General features: G+C 34.1%; 17 protein-coding genes and 1 other RNA gene. 15 read left to right on the top strand and 3 right to left on the bottom strand.

Features of this window, described 5'->3' with window-relative positions; genetic code table 11:
- Nucleotides 1-102: 102 nt before the first annotated feature.
- The 3 genes from QW128_04090 (at nucleotide 103) to QW128_04080 (ending at nucleotide 4,068) form a co-directional block, all read left to right on the top strand.
- Complete coding sequence (locus tag QW128_04090) at nucleotides 103-2,079, top strand: 2-oxoacid:ferredoxin oxidoreductase subunit alpha (GenBank protein ID MEM3832765.1); 1,977 nt, start codon at nucleotides 103-105, stop codon at nucleotides 2,077-2,079.
- Nucleotides 2,069-3,001: a 2-oxoacid:ferredoxin oxidoreductase subunit beta gene (locus QW128_04085; protein MEM3832764.1), complete on the top strand. Its 933-nt coding sequence runs from the start codon at nucleotides 2,069-2,071 to the stop codon at nucleotides 2,999-3,001. Before QW128_04090 ends, QW128_04085 begins: the two co-directional genes overlap by 11 nt.
- Nucleotides 3,002-3,063: 62 nt before the next feature.
- Nucleotides 3,064-4,068: an NAD(P)/FAD-dependent oxidoreductase gene (locus tag QW128_04080; protein MEM3832763.1), complete on the top strand. Its 1,005-nt coding sequence runs from the start codon at nucleotides 3,064-3,066 to the stop codon at nucleotides 4,066-4,068.
- A gap of 17 nt (nucleotides 4,069-4,085) precedes the next feature.
- On the opposite strand, the gene QW128_04075 is transcribed toward QW128_04080, so the two are convergent.
- Entirely contained in the window at nucleotides 4,086-4,454 is a 369-nt protein-coding gene (locus QW128_04075) for a hypothetical protein (protein MEM3832762.1), read from the bottom strand.
- 180 nt (nucleotides 4,455-4,634) lie between these two features.
- Here QW128_04075 and QW128_04070 point away from each other — a divergent pair, with 180 nt between their 5' ends.
- The 4 genes from QW128_04070 (at nucleotide 4,635) to QW128_04055 (ending at nucleotide 7,911) form a co-directional block, all read left to right on the top strand.
- Complete coding sequence (locus QW128_04070; GenBank protein MEM3832761.1) at nucleotides 4,635-4,886, top strand: hypothetical protein; 252 nt, start codon at nucleotides 4,635-4,637, stop codon at nucleotides 4,884-4,886.
- A 58-nt stretch (nucleotides 4,887-4,944) separates the two neighbouring features.
- Nucleotides 4,945-5,667, top strand: coding sequence for a nucleotidyltransferase domain-containing protein (locus QW128_04065; GenBank protein ID MEM3832760.1), 723 nt, complete (start codon nucleotides 4,945-4,947; stop codon nucleotides 5,665-5,667).
- Nucleotides 5,668-5,742: 75 nt separating this feature from the next.
- A complete protein-coding gene (locus tag QW128_04060; protein ID MEM3832759.1) occupies nucleotides 5,743-6,909 on the top strand; it encodes a site-2 protease family protein in 1,167 nt (388 codons plus the stop codon).
- Nucleotides 6,910-7,911, top strand: coding sequence for a TIGR00269 family protein (locus tag QW128_04055; protein ID MEM3832758.1), 1,002 nt, complete (start codon nucleotides 6,910-6,912; stop codon nucleotides 7,909-7,911).
- Between the two features lie 116 nt (nucleotides 7,912-8,027).
- Here QW128_04055 and ffs read toward each other — a convergent pair.
- Nucleotides 8,028-8,340, bottom strand: an RNA gene (gene ffs, locus QW128_04050) — signal recognition particle sRNA.
- Between the two features lie 247 nt (nucleotides 8,341-8,587).
- On the opposite strand from ffs, the gene QW128_04045 reads away from it, so the two are divergent.
- From QW128_04045 to cysS, 5 genes are all read left to right on the top strand, one after another.
- The gene (locus tag QW128_04045; protein MEM3832757.1) at nucleotides 8,588-9,388 is read left to right on the top strand and encodes a glucose 1-dehydrogenase; all 801 of its coding nucleotides are present in this window, start codon (nucleotides 8,588-8,590) and stop codon (nucleotides 9,386-9,388) included.
- Between the two features lie 346 nt (nucleotides 9,389-9,734).
- Nucleotides 9,735-9,884, top strand: coding sequence for a hypothetical protein (locus QW128_04040; protein ID MEM3832756.1), 150 nt, complete (start codon nucleotides 9,735-9,737; stop codon nucleotides 9,882-9,884).
- 162 nt (nucleotides 9,885-10,046) lie between these two features.
- Nucleotides 10,047-10,919 (top strand): cation diffusion facilitator family transporter, encoded by an 873-nt coding sequence (locus tag QW128_04035; GenBank protein MEM3832755.1) that lies wholly within the window; start codon nucleotides 10,047-10,049, stop codon nucleotides 10,917-10,919.
- A 272-nt stretch (nucleotides 10,920-11,191) separates the two neighbouring features.
- Entirely contained in the window at nucleotides 11,192-11,335 is a 144-nt protein-coding gene (locus tag QW128_04030; protein ID MEM3832754.1) for a chromatin protein Cren7, read from the top strand.
- Between the two features lie 158 nt (nucleotides 11,336-11,493).
- Nucleotides 11,494-12,927, top strand: coding sequence for a cysteine--tRNA ligase (gene cysS / locus QW128_04025; GenBank protein ID MEM3832753.1), 1,434 nt, complete (start codon nucleotides 11,494-11,496; stop codon nucleotides 12,925-12,927).
- A 39-nt stretch (nucleotides 12,928-12,966) separates the two neighbouring features.
- Here the strand turns inward: cysS and QW128_04020 are convergent, their stop codons facing one another.
- The gene (locus tag QW128_04020; GenBank protein ID MEM3832752.1) at nucleotides 12,967-13,860 is read right to left on the bottom strand and encodes a GNAT family N-acetyltransferase; all 894 of its coding nucleotides are present in this window, start codon (nucleotides 13,858-13,860) and stop codon (nucleotides 12,967-12,969) included.
- A gap of 389 nt (nucleotides 13,861-14,249) precedes the next feature.
- On the opposite strand from QW128_04020, the gene QW128_04015 reads away from it, so the two are divergent.
- From QW128_04015 to QW128_04005, 3 genes are read left to right on the top strand one after another with little or no spacing between them, the layout of a single operon-like run.
- Nucleotides 14,250-15,212: an ATP-binding cassette domain-containing protein gene (locus QW128_04015; protein ID MEM3832751.1), complete on the top strand. Its 963-nt coding sequence runs from the start codon at nucleotides 14,250-14,252 to the stop codon at nucleotides 15,210-15,212.
- Entirely contained in the window at nucleotides 15,212-15,988 is a 777-nt protein-coding gene (locus QW128_04010) for an ABC transporter permease (protein ID MEM3832750.1), read from the top strand. Before QW128_04015 ends, QW128_04010 begins: the two co-directional genes overlap by 1 nt.
- Nucleotides 15,979-16,743: an ABC transporter permease gene (locus tag QW128_04005; protein MEM3832749.1), complete on the top strand. Its 765-nt coding sequence runs from the start codon at nucleotides 15,979-15,981 to the stop codon at nucleotides 16,741-16,743. Before QW128_04010 ends, QW128_04005 begins: the two co-directional genes overlap by 10 nt.
- The last annotated feature ends 289 nt before the right edge of the window (nucleotides 16,744-17,032 follow it).

Below are 17,032 nucleotides of genomic sequence, written 5' to 3'. Positions count from 1 at the left end.
CTTTTAATCATTTCTACCATGTTTATTGCATATTAATTTTTATTTAGCTTACGATAAATTTATACTTATTAATATTGTTATAAACGTGGAGCGTATTAAGATATGAGAACAGATATAAGCTTAATTATGGGTGGTCCACAAGGAGGAGGTGTTGAGTCAGCATCAGCGGTTTTACTCAGAGCAATAGCACAGGCAGGCTATTATGCTTATGGAAAAAGGGAGTACTTTTCAAATATAAAGGGTAGACACAGTTATTTTCATTTGAGGATTAGAGACAAGCCAACATTTTCTATAAGAGATCCGGTAGATTTATTAGTGTGCCTCGATGCAGAAACAATGTTTACACATTTCACAGAAGTTGTTAAAGATGGTGCGGTGATTTTTGATCCCAGTATAATACACACAAAAGTTAACGATGTAGTCAGCATGGAGGATGAGCTAAAAGAGCGTATAGAATTATTCTTAGAAAATAATGGGTTACCAAAGACCATAGAAGGAGTGATAAATTATCTATCAGCGAAAAGCGTACAACTTTATCAACTACCCTATGGATTACTACTTCAAGAGGTAAATAAAACGCTTGGACCTGCAGTATCTTCTGCTTTAATGCGCTATATAAATACCATGGCTGTAGCTGCTTCAGCAGCAGTTATGAATTTAGCTATAGAAAATGTACAAAAAGGTTTAGAAAGTGTGTTCGGAAGAAAAATTGATGTAATTAAACCTAATATCGTTGCGGCTCAAATAGCTTATAATTATGCTAAGGAACATTTCTTTAACTTTAGGAATAAATTAGATCAACAACCATTAAATGTTGGCCCAAGATTGCTTGTTAACGGAAATGAAATAATAGCAATGGGAAAAATTGCTGGTGGTTTAAGATTTCAAACATATTATCCGATTACACCGGCCGCAGACGAAAGTTTTTACATAGAAGCACATAACGTTTTAGAGGATGAAAAGGATATGTTAAAAAACGCAGGTATAGTAGTTGTGCAAACTGAAGATGAAATATCAGCAATAACTATGGCTACTGGTGCTGCTCTTACTGGTGTTAGAGCAGCAACTGCTACGAGTGGGCCAGGGTTTTCTTTAATGGCAGAGGGTTTAAGTTGGGCTGGAATGAACGAAGTACCAGTAGTTATAACGCATTATCAAAGAGGAGGTCCTAGTACTGGGCTTCCTACTAGAGATTCACAATCAGACTTGCATTTCGCGCTCAATGCTGGACATGGAGAGTTCCCGAGAATCGTAATCTCGTCTGGTGATCATTATGAGGCATTTTATGATGCTATTAAAGCATTCAACTATGCAGAACGATATCAACTTCCAGTGATACATATAGTAGAAAAAGCATTGGCAAACTCGTATGCTACAATACCTGTTCCTGATATTTCGAACATAAAAATTGATAGAGGATTAATTTATCTTGAGGAGGAAGTAGAAAAAGCATCAATAATACCAGGTTTCTCATTAGATGATGGAGTAGCGGATCAATCTTATAAACGTTTTAGATTTACTGAGAATGGAATTTCTCCAAGAGCACTCTTAGGTATAAGTAAGGCTGTATATTGGAATACAGGTGATGAACATAATGAGTATGGGCATATAAGTGAAGATCCAGTCAACAGAAAGTTAATGTATGAAAAGAGAATGAAAAAACTTGAGACCGCTGCAAAAGAAATACCGAGAGATGATAAGCTAAGATTCTATGGATCTGAGGAAGCTGATGTAACATTAGTAGGCTGGGGAACAACTAAAGGTGCCATATTAGATGCCATGGAAGCATTACAACAATTGGATAACATATCTGTTAACTTTCTGCAAATTAAAATTTTCAGCCCATTTCCATCTGTTGAAGTATCAGAAATTTTATCGAGATCTAAGTTAATTATTGACATAGAAAATAACTATAATGCCATAGCTGCTGGAATAATAGGAGAAAAAACTGGAATCAGAATCAAACACCATATAGTAAAATATACAGGAAGACCAATGTCAGAGACGGAAGTTTATGAAGCAGTAAAACGTATCCTGCTTTCAGGAGAAGGAAGGGTGGTGTTAACACATGGCGCTTAAACTCACTCAATATAAAACTCCGTTATGGGTAGATTGGTGCCCAGGATGCGGAGACTTTGGAATACTTTCATCATTGCAGATGGCTTTAGCTGAATTAAATTTGGATCCATATAAGACTGTAATCTTTTCAGGAATAGGATGCTCAGGTAAAATACCACACTATGTAAATGTTAACGGAATACATACATTACATGGAAGAGCTATACCATATGCTACAGGTTTAAAACTTGCAAACCCAAACCTAGAAGTTATTGTCGAAGGAGGTGATGGTGATATGCTTGGTATTGGAGTAGGACATTTAGTAGCGACAGGTAGAAGAAATGTTGACATAGCAATTATCATTCACGATAATGGTGTATACGGTTTAACTAAAGGTCAAGCATCACCAACACTAAGAAGAGGAATAAAAACGAAAGCCTTAGCTACTCCAAATATATATGACAATATAAATCCATTATTATTAGCACTTTCAGTAGGATTTACATTCGTAGCCAGGGGTTATGCGTATGATACTAAACATCTTAAAGAATTGATTAAAGCTGGAATACAGCATAAAGGTACTGCTTTAATAGATGTATTACAACCATGCCCAACTTACAATGACATCAACACTAAAGAATGGTATCAACCAAGAATATATAAACTCGAGGATGATAAAAGCTGGGATCCAGTAGTAAGAGAACCAACTGAAACAGAGACTGCTAAAAAATTAATGAATGCATTTGCAAAAGCAATGGAATGGGGCGAAGAAATACCAATAGGAATATTTTATAAAAATGAGTTCATACCAACATTTGAAGACAGAATAGCTGAGAGAGTCAAATTTTACAGACAACTTCCACCGGCACTACAAATGATTGCAAATAATGATAATACCCCAGCCACTAATATAAGAAAACTTATAGAAGAAAAATTGATCTAACTAATTTTTACCTATTTACTAAATTTTATATTCTCTAATCTTTATGGTATTCTTGGTGAGCAATGAGCGATAATCAAGTCTATGATATAACAATAATAGGAGCTGGCCCTGTAGGATTATTTGCAGCGTTTTATGCAGGTTTACGTGAAATGAAGACCAAGATAATAGAAATAATGGATAATCCAGGAGGCCAACTAACAGCACTTTATCCAGAGAAATATATTTATGATGTGCCTGGTTTTGTTAAAATTACTGCTAAAGAACTTATAGAAAAATTAGTGGAACAGGCATCACAATTTAACCCTGTCTTTCGATTTAACGAACAAGCCATAGCGCTAAACTATAAAGATGACCAGATAATTGAAATATTAACCAATAAAGACACTCATTTAACTAAGACTGTTTTAATATGTGCAGGCATTGGTTCTTTTATACCTAATAAATTAAACGTGCCAGGGATTTTAAGGTTCGAGAATAGGGGTGTCTTTTATTCTGTACAAAGAAGAGAAGACTTCAGAGGTAAAAAGATACTTATCGTAGGTGGTGGTGATTCAGCAGTAGATTGGGCCCTTAACCTAAAAGATATAGCAGAAAAAATTACTCTAATACATAGAAGGGATGTTTTCAGGGCTCATGAAAAGAGCGTAGAAGAATTATTTAAATCCGGTATCGAAATAAAACTTTTCACGGAGCTAGGAGAAGTAAAGGGTGATACATGGGTACGTGAAGCGGTAGTTTTTGATAACAGAACTAAAGAGACGACTAGATTACCTGTAGATGCAATCCTTATGTTTATAGGATACAAGGCAGATCTAGGACCATTAAGAACATGGGGCTTACAGATGGATGAGAAAGGTATCAAAGTAAACGCTAACATGGAGACAAACCTTCCAAGAGTATTTGCTGCTGGAGATATAGCGTCACCCATCGACGGGACAAAATATAATTTGTTAGCAGTAGGCTTTGGTCAGGCAGCAATAGCAGTTAACAGAGCCAAGAAAATTATAGATCCCAAGGCATCAACCTTTGAGCATAGTTCATCAAAAACTATACCCCAACTCCAATAATTGGGCATTAATAATTATTAACTTTTGGTACTCTTATCTAACATTTCTTTAAGTTCTTGATACTCTGGAATACGCCCTTTTATTAGAACTTTTCCATCCAATATAAAAGCAGGTTCACGCAATATTCTATGTCTAATTAGTTTGAAAAATCCACTCGGTGAAAATGAATTATAAATTACTACAAAAAGATTTGGAGCATAATCCATAGCAACTCTCACGATTAAATCAGACAACTTCTCCTGCTCAACCCTAACATGCTCCGGATATTCATAGTACTGGCCTTTAACAGGATTGATTTTGAACGCCATCATAACATTATCACAATGTGCACAATGACCAGCAAACTCTGCTAAAAGACCTATAACCTCAAGTCTATGCATTCTCATACTATCTCAAAAATGCAAAAACAACATTAATAAACTTTTACAAACTACAACAACGTACATTATCACTTGTTCATTTAATACTATACCATAGTAATAAAGGTTTAAATAGTGAGTTATTAGCAAAAACTTATGATCGAGAGTTAAGTTTATATTTACTCATTAGTCTATTGATTTTGATCTATGATGAGAGTGATATTTCATACTGCAAAGAGGCCATATCTTTATAAAACTCCGAATGGAGAAACGATACACATTTGTATGTGCGGATTAAGCCAAACATATCCAATATGCCACGGAGATCATGCGAAGGTAAGAGACGAGGATGAAAATAAGATCTTTCTATATGACAATCAGGGAAGTAGGTTAGAAGAACTAAACGAAAATAACATTAGCAGTATATTAAAGGATGTAAATAAGTTACGAAAAGTATAAGCATTATCTCTATTTTTTCTAAATAAATACAAATATACGTTAAAGAAATATATCAACCGTGGAAAGAGTTAAAGGGAAAAGAAAAATAATTCCTAGAGTCAAAGGTGAAGTTGCTGAAATCATTTACGACGATAAGCGATGGAATATTCTGCGTGAGAAGCGTTCACATGCATTGAAGATTATTGAAATGTTTAAAGATAATGGTATTTCTGCATACGTTCATGGAAGTATTGCTAGAGGTGATGTAGAACCCGACAGTGATATAGATATATATTTGTTACATACAATTGGAGAAGGCATAGTGCTCAGTTTATTAGAAACAAACGGTTTTTCAGTGATCGTCAGGAAAATAATTCAAGCAACACCGTTCCATATTCCAAAACTACAACTCGTTATAGATAGGTATACTTCAATAACAATACCATTAGATGTATTGCACAAAACAGAGCACGATTTTTATAAATTTGGTGGTGAAGTAGGTTATGATGAGTTAAAGAATAATGTACGAGTGCCTGGCGTTGATAAACGTTTAATGCTAATACAACCCACTCCAAAAGGACATATCGAAATGCCTATTATAGGTCAGGAAAGTTTCGTAGCGAAGCTATTAAATATTGATATTGAAACTGTTTTAGAAAGAAAAAGAGTGTTACTCAGAAGAAACCAAATAGGCCGTACTGGCCTTTACATAGATTACACGCTAGCTCCTAATGAAAGTATAGAACAAGCTTTACGTCATCTAATTAGTAAAAAACCAGCTCTTAAAAAACGTCTATTATGAGTAATTAATGTGGTGATATATTACATTTAGTTAAACTTTAAATTATTAAAAGTTTTAAAAGCTTGGTGCGAGTTAGTGGTAGCAATACAACCTCTAATATATCTTACAATAGCATGGGTAACAGCATACATAATATCTATAATACCATTTATTAAAAAAAGATTAAGAGAAAAAGGAATTACGATGTACCCATTCATATTTATTTGGAGGTTATCTAAGGGTGAAAAATTAATCAAAATGGGTACAAAACGCACACTGGCATGGTCAACGTTCGGATACCTAGCATTATTTTACTCTTTAGGATTGGCATTATTCGGCTTTTACTTTTTAGCACAAAACCTAATACGTTTTATCTATCCACAAACAGGCCCATCATCACCAGTAGTACCAATAGTGCCAGGTGTTACAATAAACTTTACATTAGACGAATTTATAATATTCTTTATAATAGTAGGCATAATACTAGCCACACATGAAATAGCACACGCTATAGTAGCTTCAGCGCGTGGAATAAAAGTTAAATGGGTTGGTTTTGCACTTTTCGCATTCTTTCCAGCAGGATTTGTTGAAATAGATGAGGAATCAGCAAATAAAGCTAAAAAAACAGACAGATTACTCACATTCAGTGCTGGAACATTTGTTAACTTCCTTACATGGATCATACTCTTCATACTACTACTTAACGCGCCATTATTGTGGTCGTGGGGCTACTCCGCACAACCCGAAGGAATTTATATTTCAGACGTCCTACAAAACTCGCCAGCAAGCAATGCAAATATACAGCTAGGAGACGTAATAATAGCGCTTAACGGAACGTTAATCAAAAACATTCAAGAATTCACAGCATATTTAGCTAATGCTGCTCCAGGTCAAACACTAATAATAACACTTGAGCATGATAATATAATAAGGAATGTTACAATAAAACTAATACCACACCCTACCAATGCATCTCGCGGAATTATAGGGATAGGTGTCTATAATTATTATAAACCAAAGTTCGGTTTGGATCCGATAATACCATATTGGATAATTTCATTCCTTGCATGGGGAAATTTAATTTCACTCAGCGTAGCAATTTTTAATTCATTACCAATACCAGGATTGGATGGAGATAAAATATTTTACGAAATCCTCAGCTATAAGAAAGGATTTTTAAGCAACATAACAATAACATTATTGCGCATTACAGCAATCATGTTACTAATAACTAATATGGCTTTTAGTATAAGAGTGATATAGATGAAGGTATGTAAATGTGGAAAATCAGCATTCTATTATAGAGCGCACACAGCAGAAACACTTTGTGAATCACACTTTGTACACTCAATAGAAGAGAATGTGAAAAGAAACATAAACAAAAACAACCTTTTCACATGGAATGATAAAATAATGATTGCTGCATCAGGAGGTAAGGATAGTTCAGTACTACTATACATACTTAGCAAGATCGAGAAAAATTACCCAGCAGCAGATCTCTTTGCAGTAACAATAATAGAGGGAATACCACAATACAGCGAAAATCGAGAAAAAATAGTAAAAGAAGTGATAAATATAGCAACAAACGATGGAGGAAGAAAAATAGAGCACTATGTGTTCCACTTCAAAAAAGAATATGGATACACATTAAGCGAAATAGTACAAGAAGCAAACAAAAGAAAAACAGGTCTCAATCCTTGCTCATACTGTGGAGTCATGCGAAGAAGATTACTTAACACAGTTGCAAAACAATTAGGAGCCACGAAAGTAGCCACAGGACACAATCTAGACGATGAGGCTCAAACAATTTTAATGAATATGGGACGAAACAATATAGAAAGACTGCTAAGAGTTGGACCAAAACCAATAAAAGATTTACCAGGTTTCATACCAAGAGTAAAACCATTAAGATATGTTCCAGAAAACGAAATCACGCTCTATGCATACCTAAAAAACATGCCATCATTTGAACAAGAATGTCCCTACGTAGAACTTTCTCTAAGAGGAAAACTACGTAAGTTCCTTAACGACCTAGAAAAAACACAACCAGGATTCAAATACAATCTAGTAAAATCAGTCGATAACATTCTGGAACAAATCAAACCAGAGGTATATCAACCAAGCTTTATAATAGAAACAGTAAACATTAACAACGTCATAAAAGAACCACAAATTAAATTCTGCAAACGTTGCGGCGAACCAACATCAACCGGTGATCTATGCAGGGCATGCGAACTCCTAGAAGAACTTGGAATAACAACATAGACAATATCACCGATGAATCACTTATAAGATGCAGCATTACTTCATAAAGTTATGGTTTTTACTTTTTGGTTTAATTGTATTATAATGAGCTTATTGCAGAAGTGTTTGAATAGTGCGGTGGTGCTCCCCAGATTCGGTAGAGATATAGATCATGGTATACCGTGCCTCCGCTCCCATCCATGACCTGCGAACATCCCCGCCCGTCCTTAGAGCCGCTCCCTTCCGGACCTAACTCGGTTCGGACGGTTAGGAAGATTTACCCCTTCCTCCAAAGGGGCTATCTCCCTACGGAGATCCCGCAGGGTGAATGGTCATTGTTTATGGCACGACCCCATTAATCTATACCTCTACTTACACTGGGGTTACTGGCTCAGCCATATCGACCATTTGCTGAGTGGGGAGGCCGAGCCCCCTAGCCCTACCACCACCGCACATATAATAATATAACAGCTAAAATAAAAGGTTTTTGATGTTGTTTTAATTTTTCTGGCTACAAGAAGTTCATTCTTTGACTTTATTTTTTCATAGCTATTCTAAAATATTTTTTGCTATCATAGTTAATCATCTAAAATGTAGAAGTTTTCTGATTATTAAATTCCATTAATTATGACACCGAGTTTATGATATTTTCGTATACTGAAAAATTTATTAACTTGCATTGATAACAGCAATTTATATGAGAACCTTAGAAATAAATAATTTATATGAGGATCTTAAAAATAAAATAGTTTTAATTACTGGAGCATCTAGAGGAATAGGTCATGCGATAGCTAAAGAGTTTCATAGACACGGTTCAATAATTGCTGTGAATTACAATACTAATGAAGAATTAGCAAAAAGATTAAAGAAAGAACTTGGCAGAAGAGTTGAGATATTTAAGGCTGACATATCTGATCGTGTTCAAGTTAAAGAGATGGTTGAGAGAATACATGCTCTCTTAGGTAAGATTGATGTTGTAGTAAATAATGCAGGAATCTTGCATCTTATGAAGTTTGAGGATTATAGGGAGGATTATTTTGAAAAAATGTTAAGGATCAATCTTTTTGGCAGTATTTATACAATATTAGAAACGCTCTCTGACATGAAGGAAAAGAACAATGGTGCAATAATTAATATTGCTTCTATTGCAGGATTAGGGACCTCATTACAAGGAACAACATTTTATGCAATAACCAAAGCATCATTAATAATATTAACTAAGAGATTAGCGTTTGAACTTGGTTCGTATGGCATACGTGTAAACGCAATTGCCCCAGGTTGGATTTCCACTGATATGACTGTTAGAAGTAAAAACCAAGAAGAGATAGCAAGAACAAAAGAATTAATCAGATCAAAGACAATGTTAAATATTACTGGAGAGCCAGAAGACATTGCTAAAGTTGCTGTATTTCTTGCTTCAAATGTTTCCAGATATATCACAGGACAAACTATTGTTGTGGATGGAGGAAGATTTGATTATTTAACACATAGTATTTAAATCTGATAGTTCATAATAACCATAGTATCATATTTCATCTCATATACTATTAGAAACTTTCGTACAGTGATCCAAAGAGCAAATAAATAAAAAAGCTATCTTTCAATATAGAAAACTGTCTCATAATAAAGAACTGAAACCTAAGCAAAATAAGAAAATTGAGTTACTGAATTGAGATAGGTCATGATTATATTTTTATATACTTTTGTCTAACTAATATATATGAGATATTATGAGTTGTAAAAGCTGTTTATTCTGGTTTCCTCACATGCATTATGTACAAATAGGTGTATGTAAGCTTCATGGTCTAAGATTTCACAATCAAAGCTGTTCGGATTATAAAGAGATGAAAATAGGCGAGTCTGAATTTTACTGGTGTAGTGTTTGCAGAACTGACGTGTTCATTAATGATGTTGATCAGCATAAAAACCATAACATACATTTAGGGGCATATGATGATCCAGAGTCTCATATAGAAACGTATAGTGCGGATTAGATCTATACCAGTTTTTGGTAAAATTAGCAAAAGAGACTAAATCTCTCACAGTGAGATAAAGACTATAACAACCTGAAGAATATTTAAGTATTTGTTGGTAAAAGTATTAAACCAAGTTTATTTTTAAATAAGTGTTTTTAGTTACAAATAATGTGACAGTTAATGCATGATGATAGTCTAGTGCATAAGTATAAGGAGGATAATAAACTATTGCTTGTACTAGGTATTAGTATTGCGTTGTTTGCATTTGAGGTGATAGGGGGTATCATAAGTAACAGTTTAGCTTTAATAAGTGATGCCGGACACGTATTAACTGATATATTTGCTCTTACACTAAGTTTTCTGGCAATTAAAATATCTCATAGATTACCTACGAACAAGATGACTTATGGATTTCATAGAATCAGGATAATAGCAGCTTTTATAAACGGTTTACTACTCTTTTTGCTCTCGTTTTATATATTTTATGAGGCGTACGTAAGATTATTTAATCCACCAGAAGTTCTCCCTATGCTTCTATTAGTATTTGCGATGATAGGACTCCTTGTTAATCTTTACATGGTATTAATATTAAAGCAAACTGCTGATTTAAATGTTAAATCAGCTTATTATCATGTGGTTACTGATACTTTACAATCAGTTACTGTAATTGCTGGAGGTGTTATTATCATGACAACAAAAATGTATATCACTGATACTATAATAAGCATTATTATAGGAATATTCATTTTAAGAGGAGGAGTACACATAGTAAAAAATGCTATTGATGTGCTCCTTGAAAGTGTACCTGCTAACATACGTTTAGAGGATGTGAAAGAAACGTTGATGAGAGTGGATGGTGTTAAAGATGTCCATGATATTCATGTTTGGTGTATAACACCAGAAATAATGATGTTAACATGTCATGTTGCAATTACTGATAGCAATCTCAATAGTGCAACTGAAATACTTTCTCGCATAAATTTATTGCTTAAAGAGAAATATAATATAAGTCATTCGACAATACAGATAGAACCATGGAAAGAAAGAAATTAAGAATATAATATTTTTAATTAATGATATTTTAGCTAATATTTAAAACATATATAATTATGTAATTTGTGATGAATAATTGAACTAAATGATGATAATAAGTTATATTCTAAGCATACAACTATATAATATACTTATCTGATGTAAATTACTGAAATATTTGAAAATAATTTTTCATAATTATTATAATTTCTGATGTATCTCATTGAATATAACATTTTTTATGGAAAGGTTTATATATGGCATGATATACATTAATTAATGAGGGATAAAAAATGGCGAAATGCCCAAAATGTGGAACTGAAGTAGCCTCTCCACAAAAGAGTTGGCAACTTGCTCCAAAAGGAAGAAAACCAATAACAATAGGTCTCTTTAAGTGTACAAACTGTGGAACATACTTCAGAAAAGCAGTAAAGTAAAGACATAAAAATCATAATTATTTTTTTATATTTATTCTATAAAAATAGTCAAGTAAGAACAAGGGGGATTTCAACATGATACTATCTGTTACTTTGAGAATTTTAGTTAAAATTTTAAACGAGTAAGCTTAATATAGATTATTGATTTTAATAAGAGCGTGAATTATGTGCAAATGCAAATTTACAATACATTAACTGGAAGTAAAGAGTTGTTCGAGCCTGTTATACCAGGTATTGTTAAAATGTATGTATGCGGACCGACGGTCTATGATCATAGTCATGTAGGTCATGCAAGAACCTATGTAGTGTTCGACATAGTCAGAAGATTCTTTGAGTTTATTGGCTATAGTGTATTTTATGTTCAAAATATAACAGATATAGATGACAAGATAATAAATCGTGCAATAAAAGAAAATCGTGACTGGAAAGAAATTGCTGATTATTATATAAAAGCATACTTTGAGGATATGGACAGATTACTCATAAAAAGAGCGTATGTGCAGCCACGAGTAACCGAACATATAAATGATGTAATAAATTTCATAACAAGGCTAATTGAAAAAGGTTGTGCTTATGTATCTCAAGATGGTAGTGTCTATTTCAATGTAGATTCGTATAATAATTATGGCGAACTTTCAAAAATAAAACGTGAGGAATTAAAAACAGTAGAGCCAGGTGAAGGAAAAAGAAAAGCTTATGACTTCGCGCTATGGAAGTCTTTCAAACCAAACGAACCTTACTGGAATAGCCCATGGAGTAAAGGAAGACCTGGATGGCACATAGAATGCTCTGTAATGTCAACCAAATATCTCGGAGAAGAATTTGATATACATGGCGGAGGACAAGATCTAATATTCCCGCATCATGAGAATGAAAGAGCACAGAGCGAAGCATTATTTGGACATCGATGGGTCAAATACTGGATGCACACCGGTTTAGTCACAGTTTCTGGGCAAAGAATGGGGAAATCCATGGGAAACATGATTCCCCTAAAAGAATTATTAACAAAATTCAAACCCGAAGCTCTCAGATTATACTTAATAGGAACTCAATACAGGAGTCCACTGGAATTTAATTTTGAAGGTTTAGAACATGCGTCACAAAGCTATGATAAACTTTTAGCCTCATTAGAACTTCTCACAAAAATAAGCAAAGAAGTAGAACCATCATACAAACTAGATGAGAAAGAGTTATTAATCATGAATGATTTAGTAAACATTGAGAAAAACTTCATAGAAGCTATGGCTGATGACTTCAACACTCCATTAGCACTTACATATCTTTATAAACTACAATCAATAGTAAGAGGAACCATAGTCTATAATCCAACGTATGCTGTAGTAAATAAATCACTGCATCTTTTCCAGGACTTCGGTGCAGTATTCGGTTTATTTGAAAAACAATTAACACAAGTACAAACTAGTGAGACAGATTTAACATCAAAAGTAATAGATTTGCTCATTGAGGTCAGACAACATCATAGAAAAACAAAAGACTACACTACAGCCGATTGGATAGCTTCAGAATTAAGAAGACTCGGCATAGAGATAGAAGATTTCAAAGACAGGACAGTATGGAGAATAAAGAAATAGCAAATAATTCAAAAACTTATTCTTCAGAATAAAAAAGCATTAACTAGAAAATTTCAAGGCATAAACAAGCAATTGTCTTCCCTCATTAACACTAAAACCCTCGTCCTTCAAGATATTAATTATTAAACTTGTTACTGGTGCAAATCCTTCTATACCATTCAAACCAGATTCAGACCTATATAACCGTAAAGCCTTAACTATTTCTTTAAGCCCATCTGGAACACCATCGATGAATCTAACATAAAGATTATCATCATCCGATGTAGAGCCTAAAATTGCAATTCCATCAAGCTGCCTTACCCCATGAATTATTACATTGCCCAAAATGATATCTTCTTTTAAAGTTTTTTCATTAATAAACGTAAAGGCCCACTTTTTCGACTGAGAACCAATTATACCATTATTAAACGAATAATTGCAAGAAGAAGATAGATAGTTCCACACTAAATCGAATTCATGAAGTGTTGCTCTGTGCGCCTTACTTTCTTCTTTAGCAAATTCTTTAACTTCATCTTTAAAATTCGTATACCTAGCCATTACAGAAAATCCTAACTTCTCCGCTACTCTCTGTGCAGGCTTATTTTTTGAAGACGTGACCAACATAGCATACGAAAGCCCTCGCTCTTTGGCAATACTTATACAATAACTCGTGAGTATAGAAGCAAACCCCTTATTACGATAATCAGGATGCACACGCATACCCTCTAACCATGCCACGCCACCTTCGATTACATCCATATGGCATATAGCTACAGCTTTACCATTTACATCTATAGCTACAAATTGTCCATTCTTATCATTAATCCATTTGTCCCAAACATAACCTATGTAATCTCCCCACTCCCAAGTCTTACTAGTATAGCTCATTACAAAATCTTTATCACTGTCAGTCACTAACCGAATTATAAACCTTCGATCACTTTGGGACGACAAATCACCACTAAACATTTGCTACCTACATCTTACACTTTTAACAAAAATAAAAATGTGTCTCAGAAGAATAAGAGTTCACAACCGCTTTTATGATAAAAATAAAGTCAATGCTCAGATTCTTTATGAGCTGTCCCCAAACAAAAAGATGCCGTTGTCACTTCTCTAACACCGCAGCCTATGAGTTATTTTTGTTTCATTTTATAAAGATTCATTAATTAACGCGTTTTTCGCACATTAATTAAAGGATCTGCTTTCTTGCTGTTTCTTATGAGATGCTTGTAAAGAAAGGATAGACTGAAACTTAAACGTGAATCATTCTAGAGCAACTAAAAAGGTTGTGATAACTGTAATAGATTTATATAGCTGATAGATTTATCTTTTAAAGAAAAATGAGCAAAGTTGCTGTAGAAATTCATGGTCTAACTAAATATTATGGTAAAAATCTTGCAGTCGATCATATAAGTTTAAAAATCTATGAGAATGAAATCTTTGGATTTCTGGGACCTAATGGTGCTGGAAAGACTACTACCATACTCATGCTGGCTACTGTGATAAAACCATCTGATGGTACAGCTATAATCGATGGTTATGATATCAGAAGACAACCTAAGAAAGTCAGAGAAATTATAGGAATTGCTTTTCAAGACCCTAAAGTTTACTGGATCAACACACCATGGGAAGTTCTCTACTGGCATGCAAAGGTTTGTGGATATAGAGGTGAAGAAGCAAAAAACATAGTAAGAGATGTACTCGAGAAATTAGATTTGTGGGATTCGCGGAACAAAAAGGTGTTCGAGTTATCTGGAGGGCAAAGGAAAAAAATTGAGGTAGGAAAAGTTTTAATTAAAAAACCAAAAATCGCAATATTCGACGAACCGACGTCACAAATTGATGTAACAGGTAAACATTTTATATGGTCCATGATTAGAGAATTTCGAGACACAGGATCAACAATTATCCTTTCTACAAACGATTTATTCGAAGCTGACATTTTATCTGATCGAGTTGCCATAATTTACAAAGGTAGGATCGTGACTTCTGGAGCACCAAGTCAATTAAAAGATACTGTACCAAGTGGTGATGTTATAGAATTAAAAGTCGAGAGCAATATCAATTCAAGCTTATTAAATGAGATACGATCTGATGAACGAATCTCCAAAATAAGTTATTCTAATAAAATCTTAAGAATTTATCTTAATAGAGGAGAAGAATTTTTACCCCAATTAATATCATTCTTAAACAATAGAGGTATAAAAATTCTGTCAGCAACCATCAGGGAGCCAACACTTGATGATGTATTTCTATATTACACTGGTGAGACGTTAACTGAAGTGAGTGTCGGTGAAAGGTAATGAATATAAAAATAATATTCTTAGTTGCTGAACGTGATCTTAGGTTAATTAACCAACAAAAAGCATTTATGACAATGAGATGGATATGGTTTTTCGTGCAAGTAGCTGTATTCGGATATGCGCTAGCTAATCTTGTCTCGCCATCATATTATTACTATAAAGAATATTATACAATCGGTATATATGTAGTTACTCTATATTCATCATCTATAACAATAGCTTACGAAATTCTAGAAGAGGCAGAAAGTGGTGTAGTTGATTATTTATTGAGCTTACCTATAACAAGAAAAGAACTTGAACTTGGACGATCAATTGGAGGAGGATTACGAGGACTCATAATAACATTACCACCCTTTATCACAGCACTATATTTAGTTGGGATTGCTGATCCTATACTTCTAATAGAGGCAGGAATATCCATATTTTTATTATCATTCGGAGTAGCAGGATTAGGAATTACACTCGCATCAACATTAAAATCTGGAGATAAAACCGATATAATACTAGGCATGATGGATGCATTCATAGCACGTCTAAGTACAGTCTTTTATCCTATCCAAGCAATAACAAAATCAAACCCAGTATATGGAATACTAGCGCGCGTCAACCCACTAACCTATGCAGCGGACGTTTTAAGGGCAGCATTACTAGTACCACAAGGAATCCCTTTAGACCCAATCATGGGCATTGTGATATTGCTTGCTTTCGCAATAGGAACAACAACACTTGCCATTTTGTTTTATGAAAGAAACCTTGAAGGAGGCGGATGGACCTGAAATTCAACTTCATTTATATAGTAGAACACGACGTAAAGAACTTTTTCAAATACAAATGGTGGTTAGCAGGTCTTATAAGTATGAACATAGCTGATATCGCAATATTGGCACTCATATTCAATAACATAATAACACGTTTTCAATACTTTAACTTTGTACTCCCAGGAATTACAGTAGGAGCACTTTTCGCTTCGGCATTCGCAATAGGACGTGAAATAAACATGGAACTTAGACGCATGATACATCATTATCTATTAAGTTTACCTATATCAAAAAACGAAATAATTTTTGGTCGCATTATTTCAGGTGGAATACGAGGAGTAATGTACATGTCACCATTTCTAATAATTAACATCGTTTACTATTACTTACTAGAAACAACACTAAACTGGAATATCATTCTTCTATCTCTCGTTATACTGTCAATTCTCTCCTTAGGAATTTCTTCGCTTAGTATATCCATGGCTGCATCTACAAAAAGTTTTGATTTATACGTAACATTACGAGGACTCTTTTACTTCGTTCTACTTTTTTGTAGCACAATCTTTTACCCAATACAAATCCTCGATACGCTACCACAACCAATACCTTTAATAGCTATGTACAATCCAGTAACCCACGGAACAGATATCCTAAGAAGTGCTCTTACAAATAAAACACCAGCGATCCAGAATATATTATATGCTATAATATTCTCAACAGCATTCATAATAATAGGTGCAATAGTATACTCAAAAACAATCCAAAGGACTTAACATTATATATGGATCTGAAAACTACAGTTGAAGAAAGCCTAGTACCAACGCGAAGATCATCATGTTCCCTATTAATTTTCTGAGTGCTCGAACATAGAGTTTTTAGCCTTATTTAGTATAAGCTATACACTTATAGATTATGCATCTGTTTGTAAGGCGCCTCTGAAAGGTCGACGCTGTCATCATTCATCGCGTCCTCGAATTGATGCAGAGAACTAATGAACTCCCGAGAAAAACCTTTTGCCTCTCAGGACAGGAGGAGGTTAAATAAGAATTTACACGAATCCAA

The sequence above is a fragment of the Thermoprotei archaeon genome, assembly GCA_038881895.1.
Classification (GTDB): Archaea; Thermoproteota; Thermoprotei; order Gearchaeales; family WAQG01; genus JAVZOV01.
The sequence above is the reverse complement of the archived record's forward strand: the minus strand, read 5'-3'. Positions and strand labels throughout refer to the sequence as shown.

Bases quoted from the DNA above. Each gene is read 5' to 3' on its own strand.
- QW128_04045 (MEM3832757.1), top strand. From the start codon at position 8,588: ATGAGAACCTTAGAAATAAATAATTTATATGAGGATCTTAAAAATAAA.
- QW128_04055 (MEM3832758.1), top strand. From the start codon at position 6,910: ATGAAGGTATGTAAATGTGGAAAATCAGCATTCTATTATAGAGCGCAC.
- QW128_04075 (MEM3832762.1), bottom strand. From the start codon at position 4,454: ATGAGAATGCATAGACTTGAGGTTATAGGTCTTTTAGCAGAGTTTGCT.
- QW128_04035 (MEM3832755.1), top strand. From the start codon at position 10,047: ATGCATGATGATAGTCTAGTGCATAAGTATAAGGAGGATAATAAACTA.
- QW128_04085 (MEM3832764.1), top strand. From the start codon at position 2,069: ATGGCGCTTAAACTCACTCAATATAAAACTCCGTTATGGGTAGATTGG.
- QW128_04005 (MEM3832749.1), top strand. From the start codon at position 15,979: ATGGACCTGAAATTCAACTTCATTTATATAGTAGAACACGACGTAAAG.
- QW128_04090 (MEM3832765.1), top strand. From the start codon at position 103: ATGAGAACAGATATAAGCTTAATTATGGGTGGTCCACAAGGAGGAGGT.
- QW128_04080 (MEM3832763.1), top strand. From the start codon at position 3,064: ATGAGCGATAATCAAGTCTATGATATAACAATAATAGGAGCTGGCCCT.
- QW128_04070 (MEM3832761.1), top strand. From the start codon at position 4,635: ATGATGAGAGTGATATTTCATACTGCAAAGAGGCCATATCTTTATAAA.
- QW128_04030 (MEM3832754.1), top strand. From the start codon at position 11,192: ATGGCGAAATGCCCAAAATGTGGAACTGAAGTAGCCTCTCCACAAAAG.
- QW128_04010 (MEM3832750.1), top strand. From the start codon at position 15,212: ATGAATATAAAAATAATATTCTTAGTTGCTGAACGTGATCTTAGGTTA.
- QW128_04040 (MEM3832756.1), top strand. From the start codon at position 9,735: ATGAAAATAGGCGAGTCTGAATTTTACTGGTGTAGTGTTTGCAGAACT.
- QW128_04015 (MEM3832751.1), top strand. From the start codon at position 14,250: ATGAGCAAAGTTGCTGTAGAAATTCATGGTCTAACTAAATATTATGGT.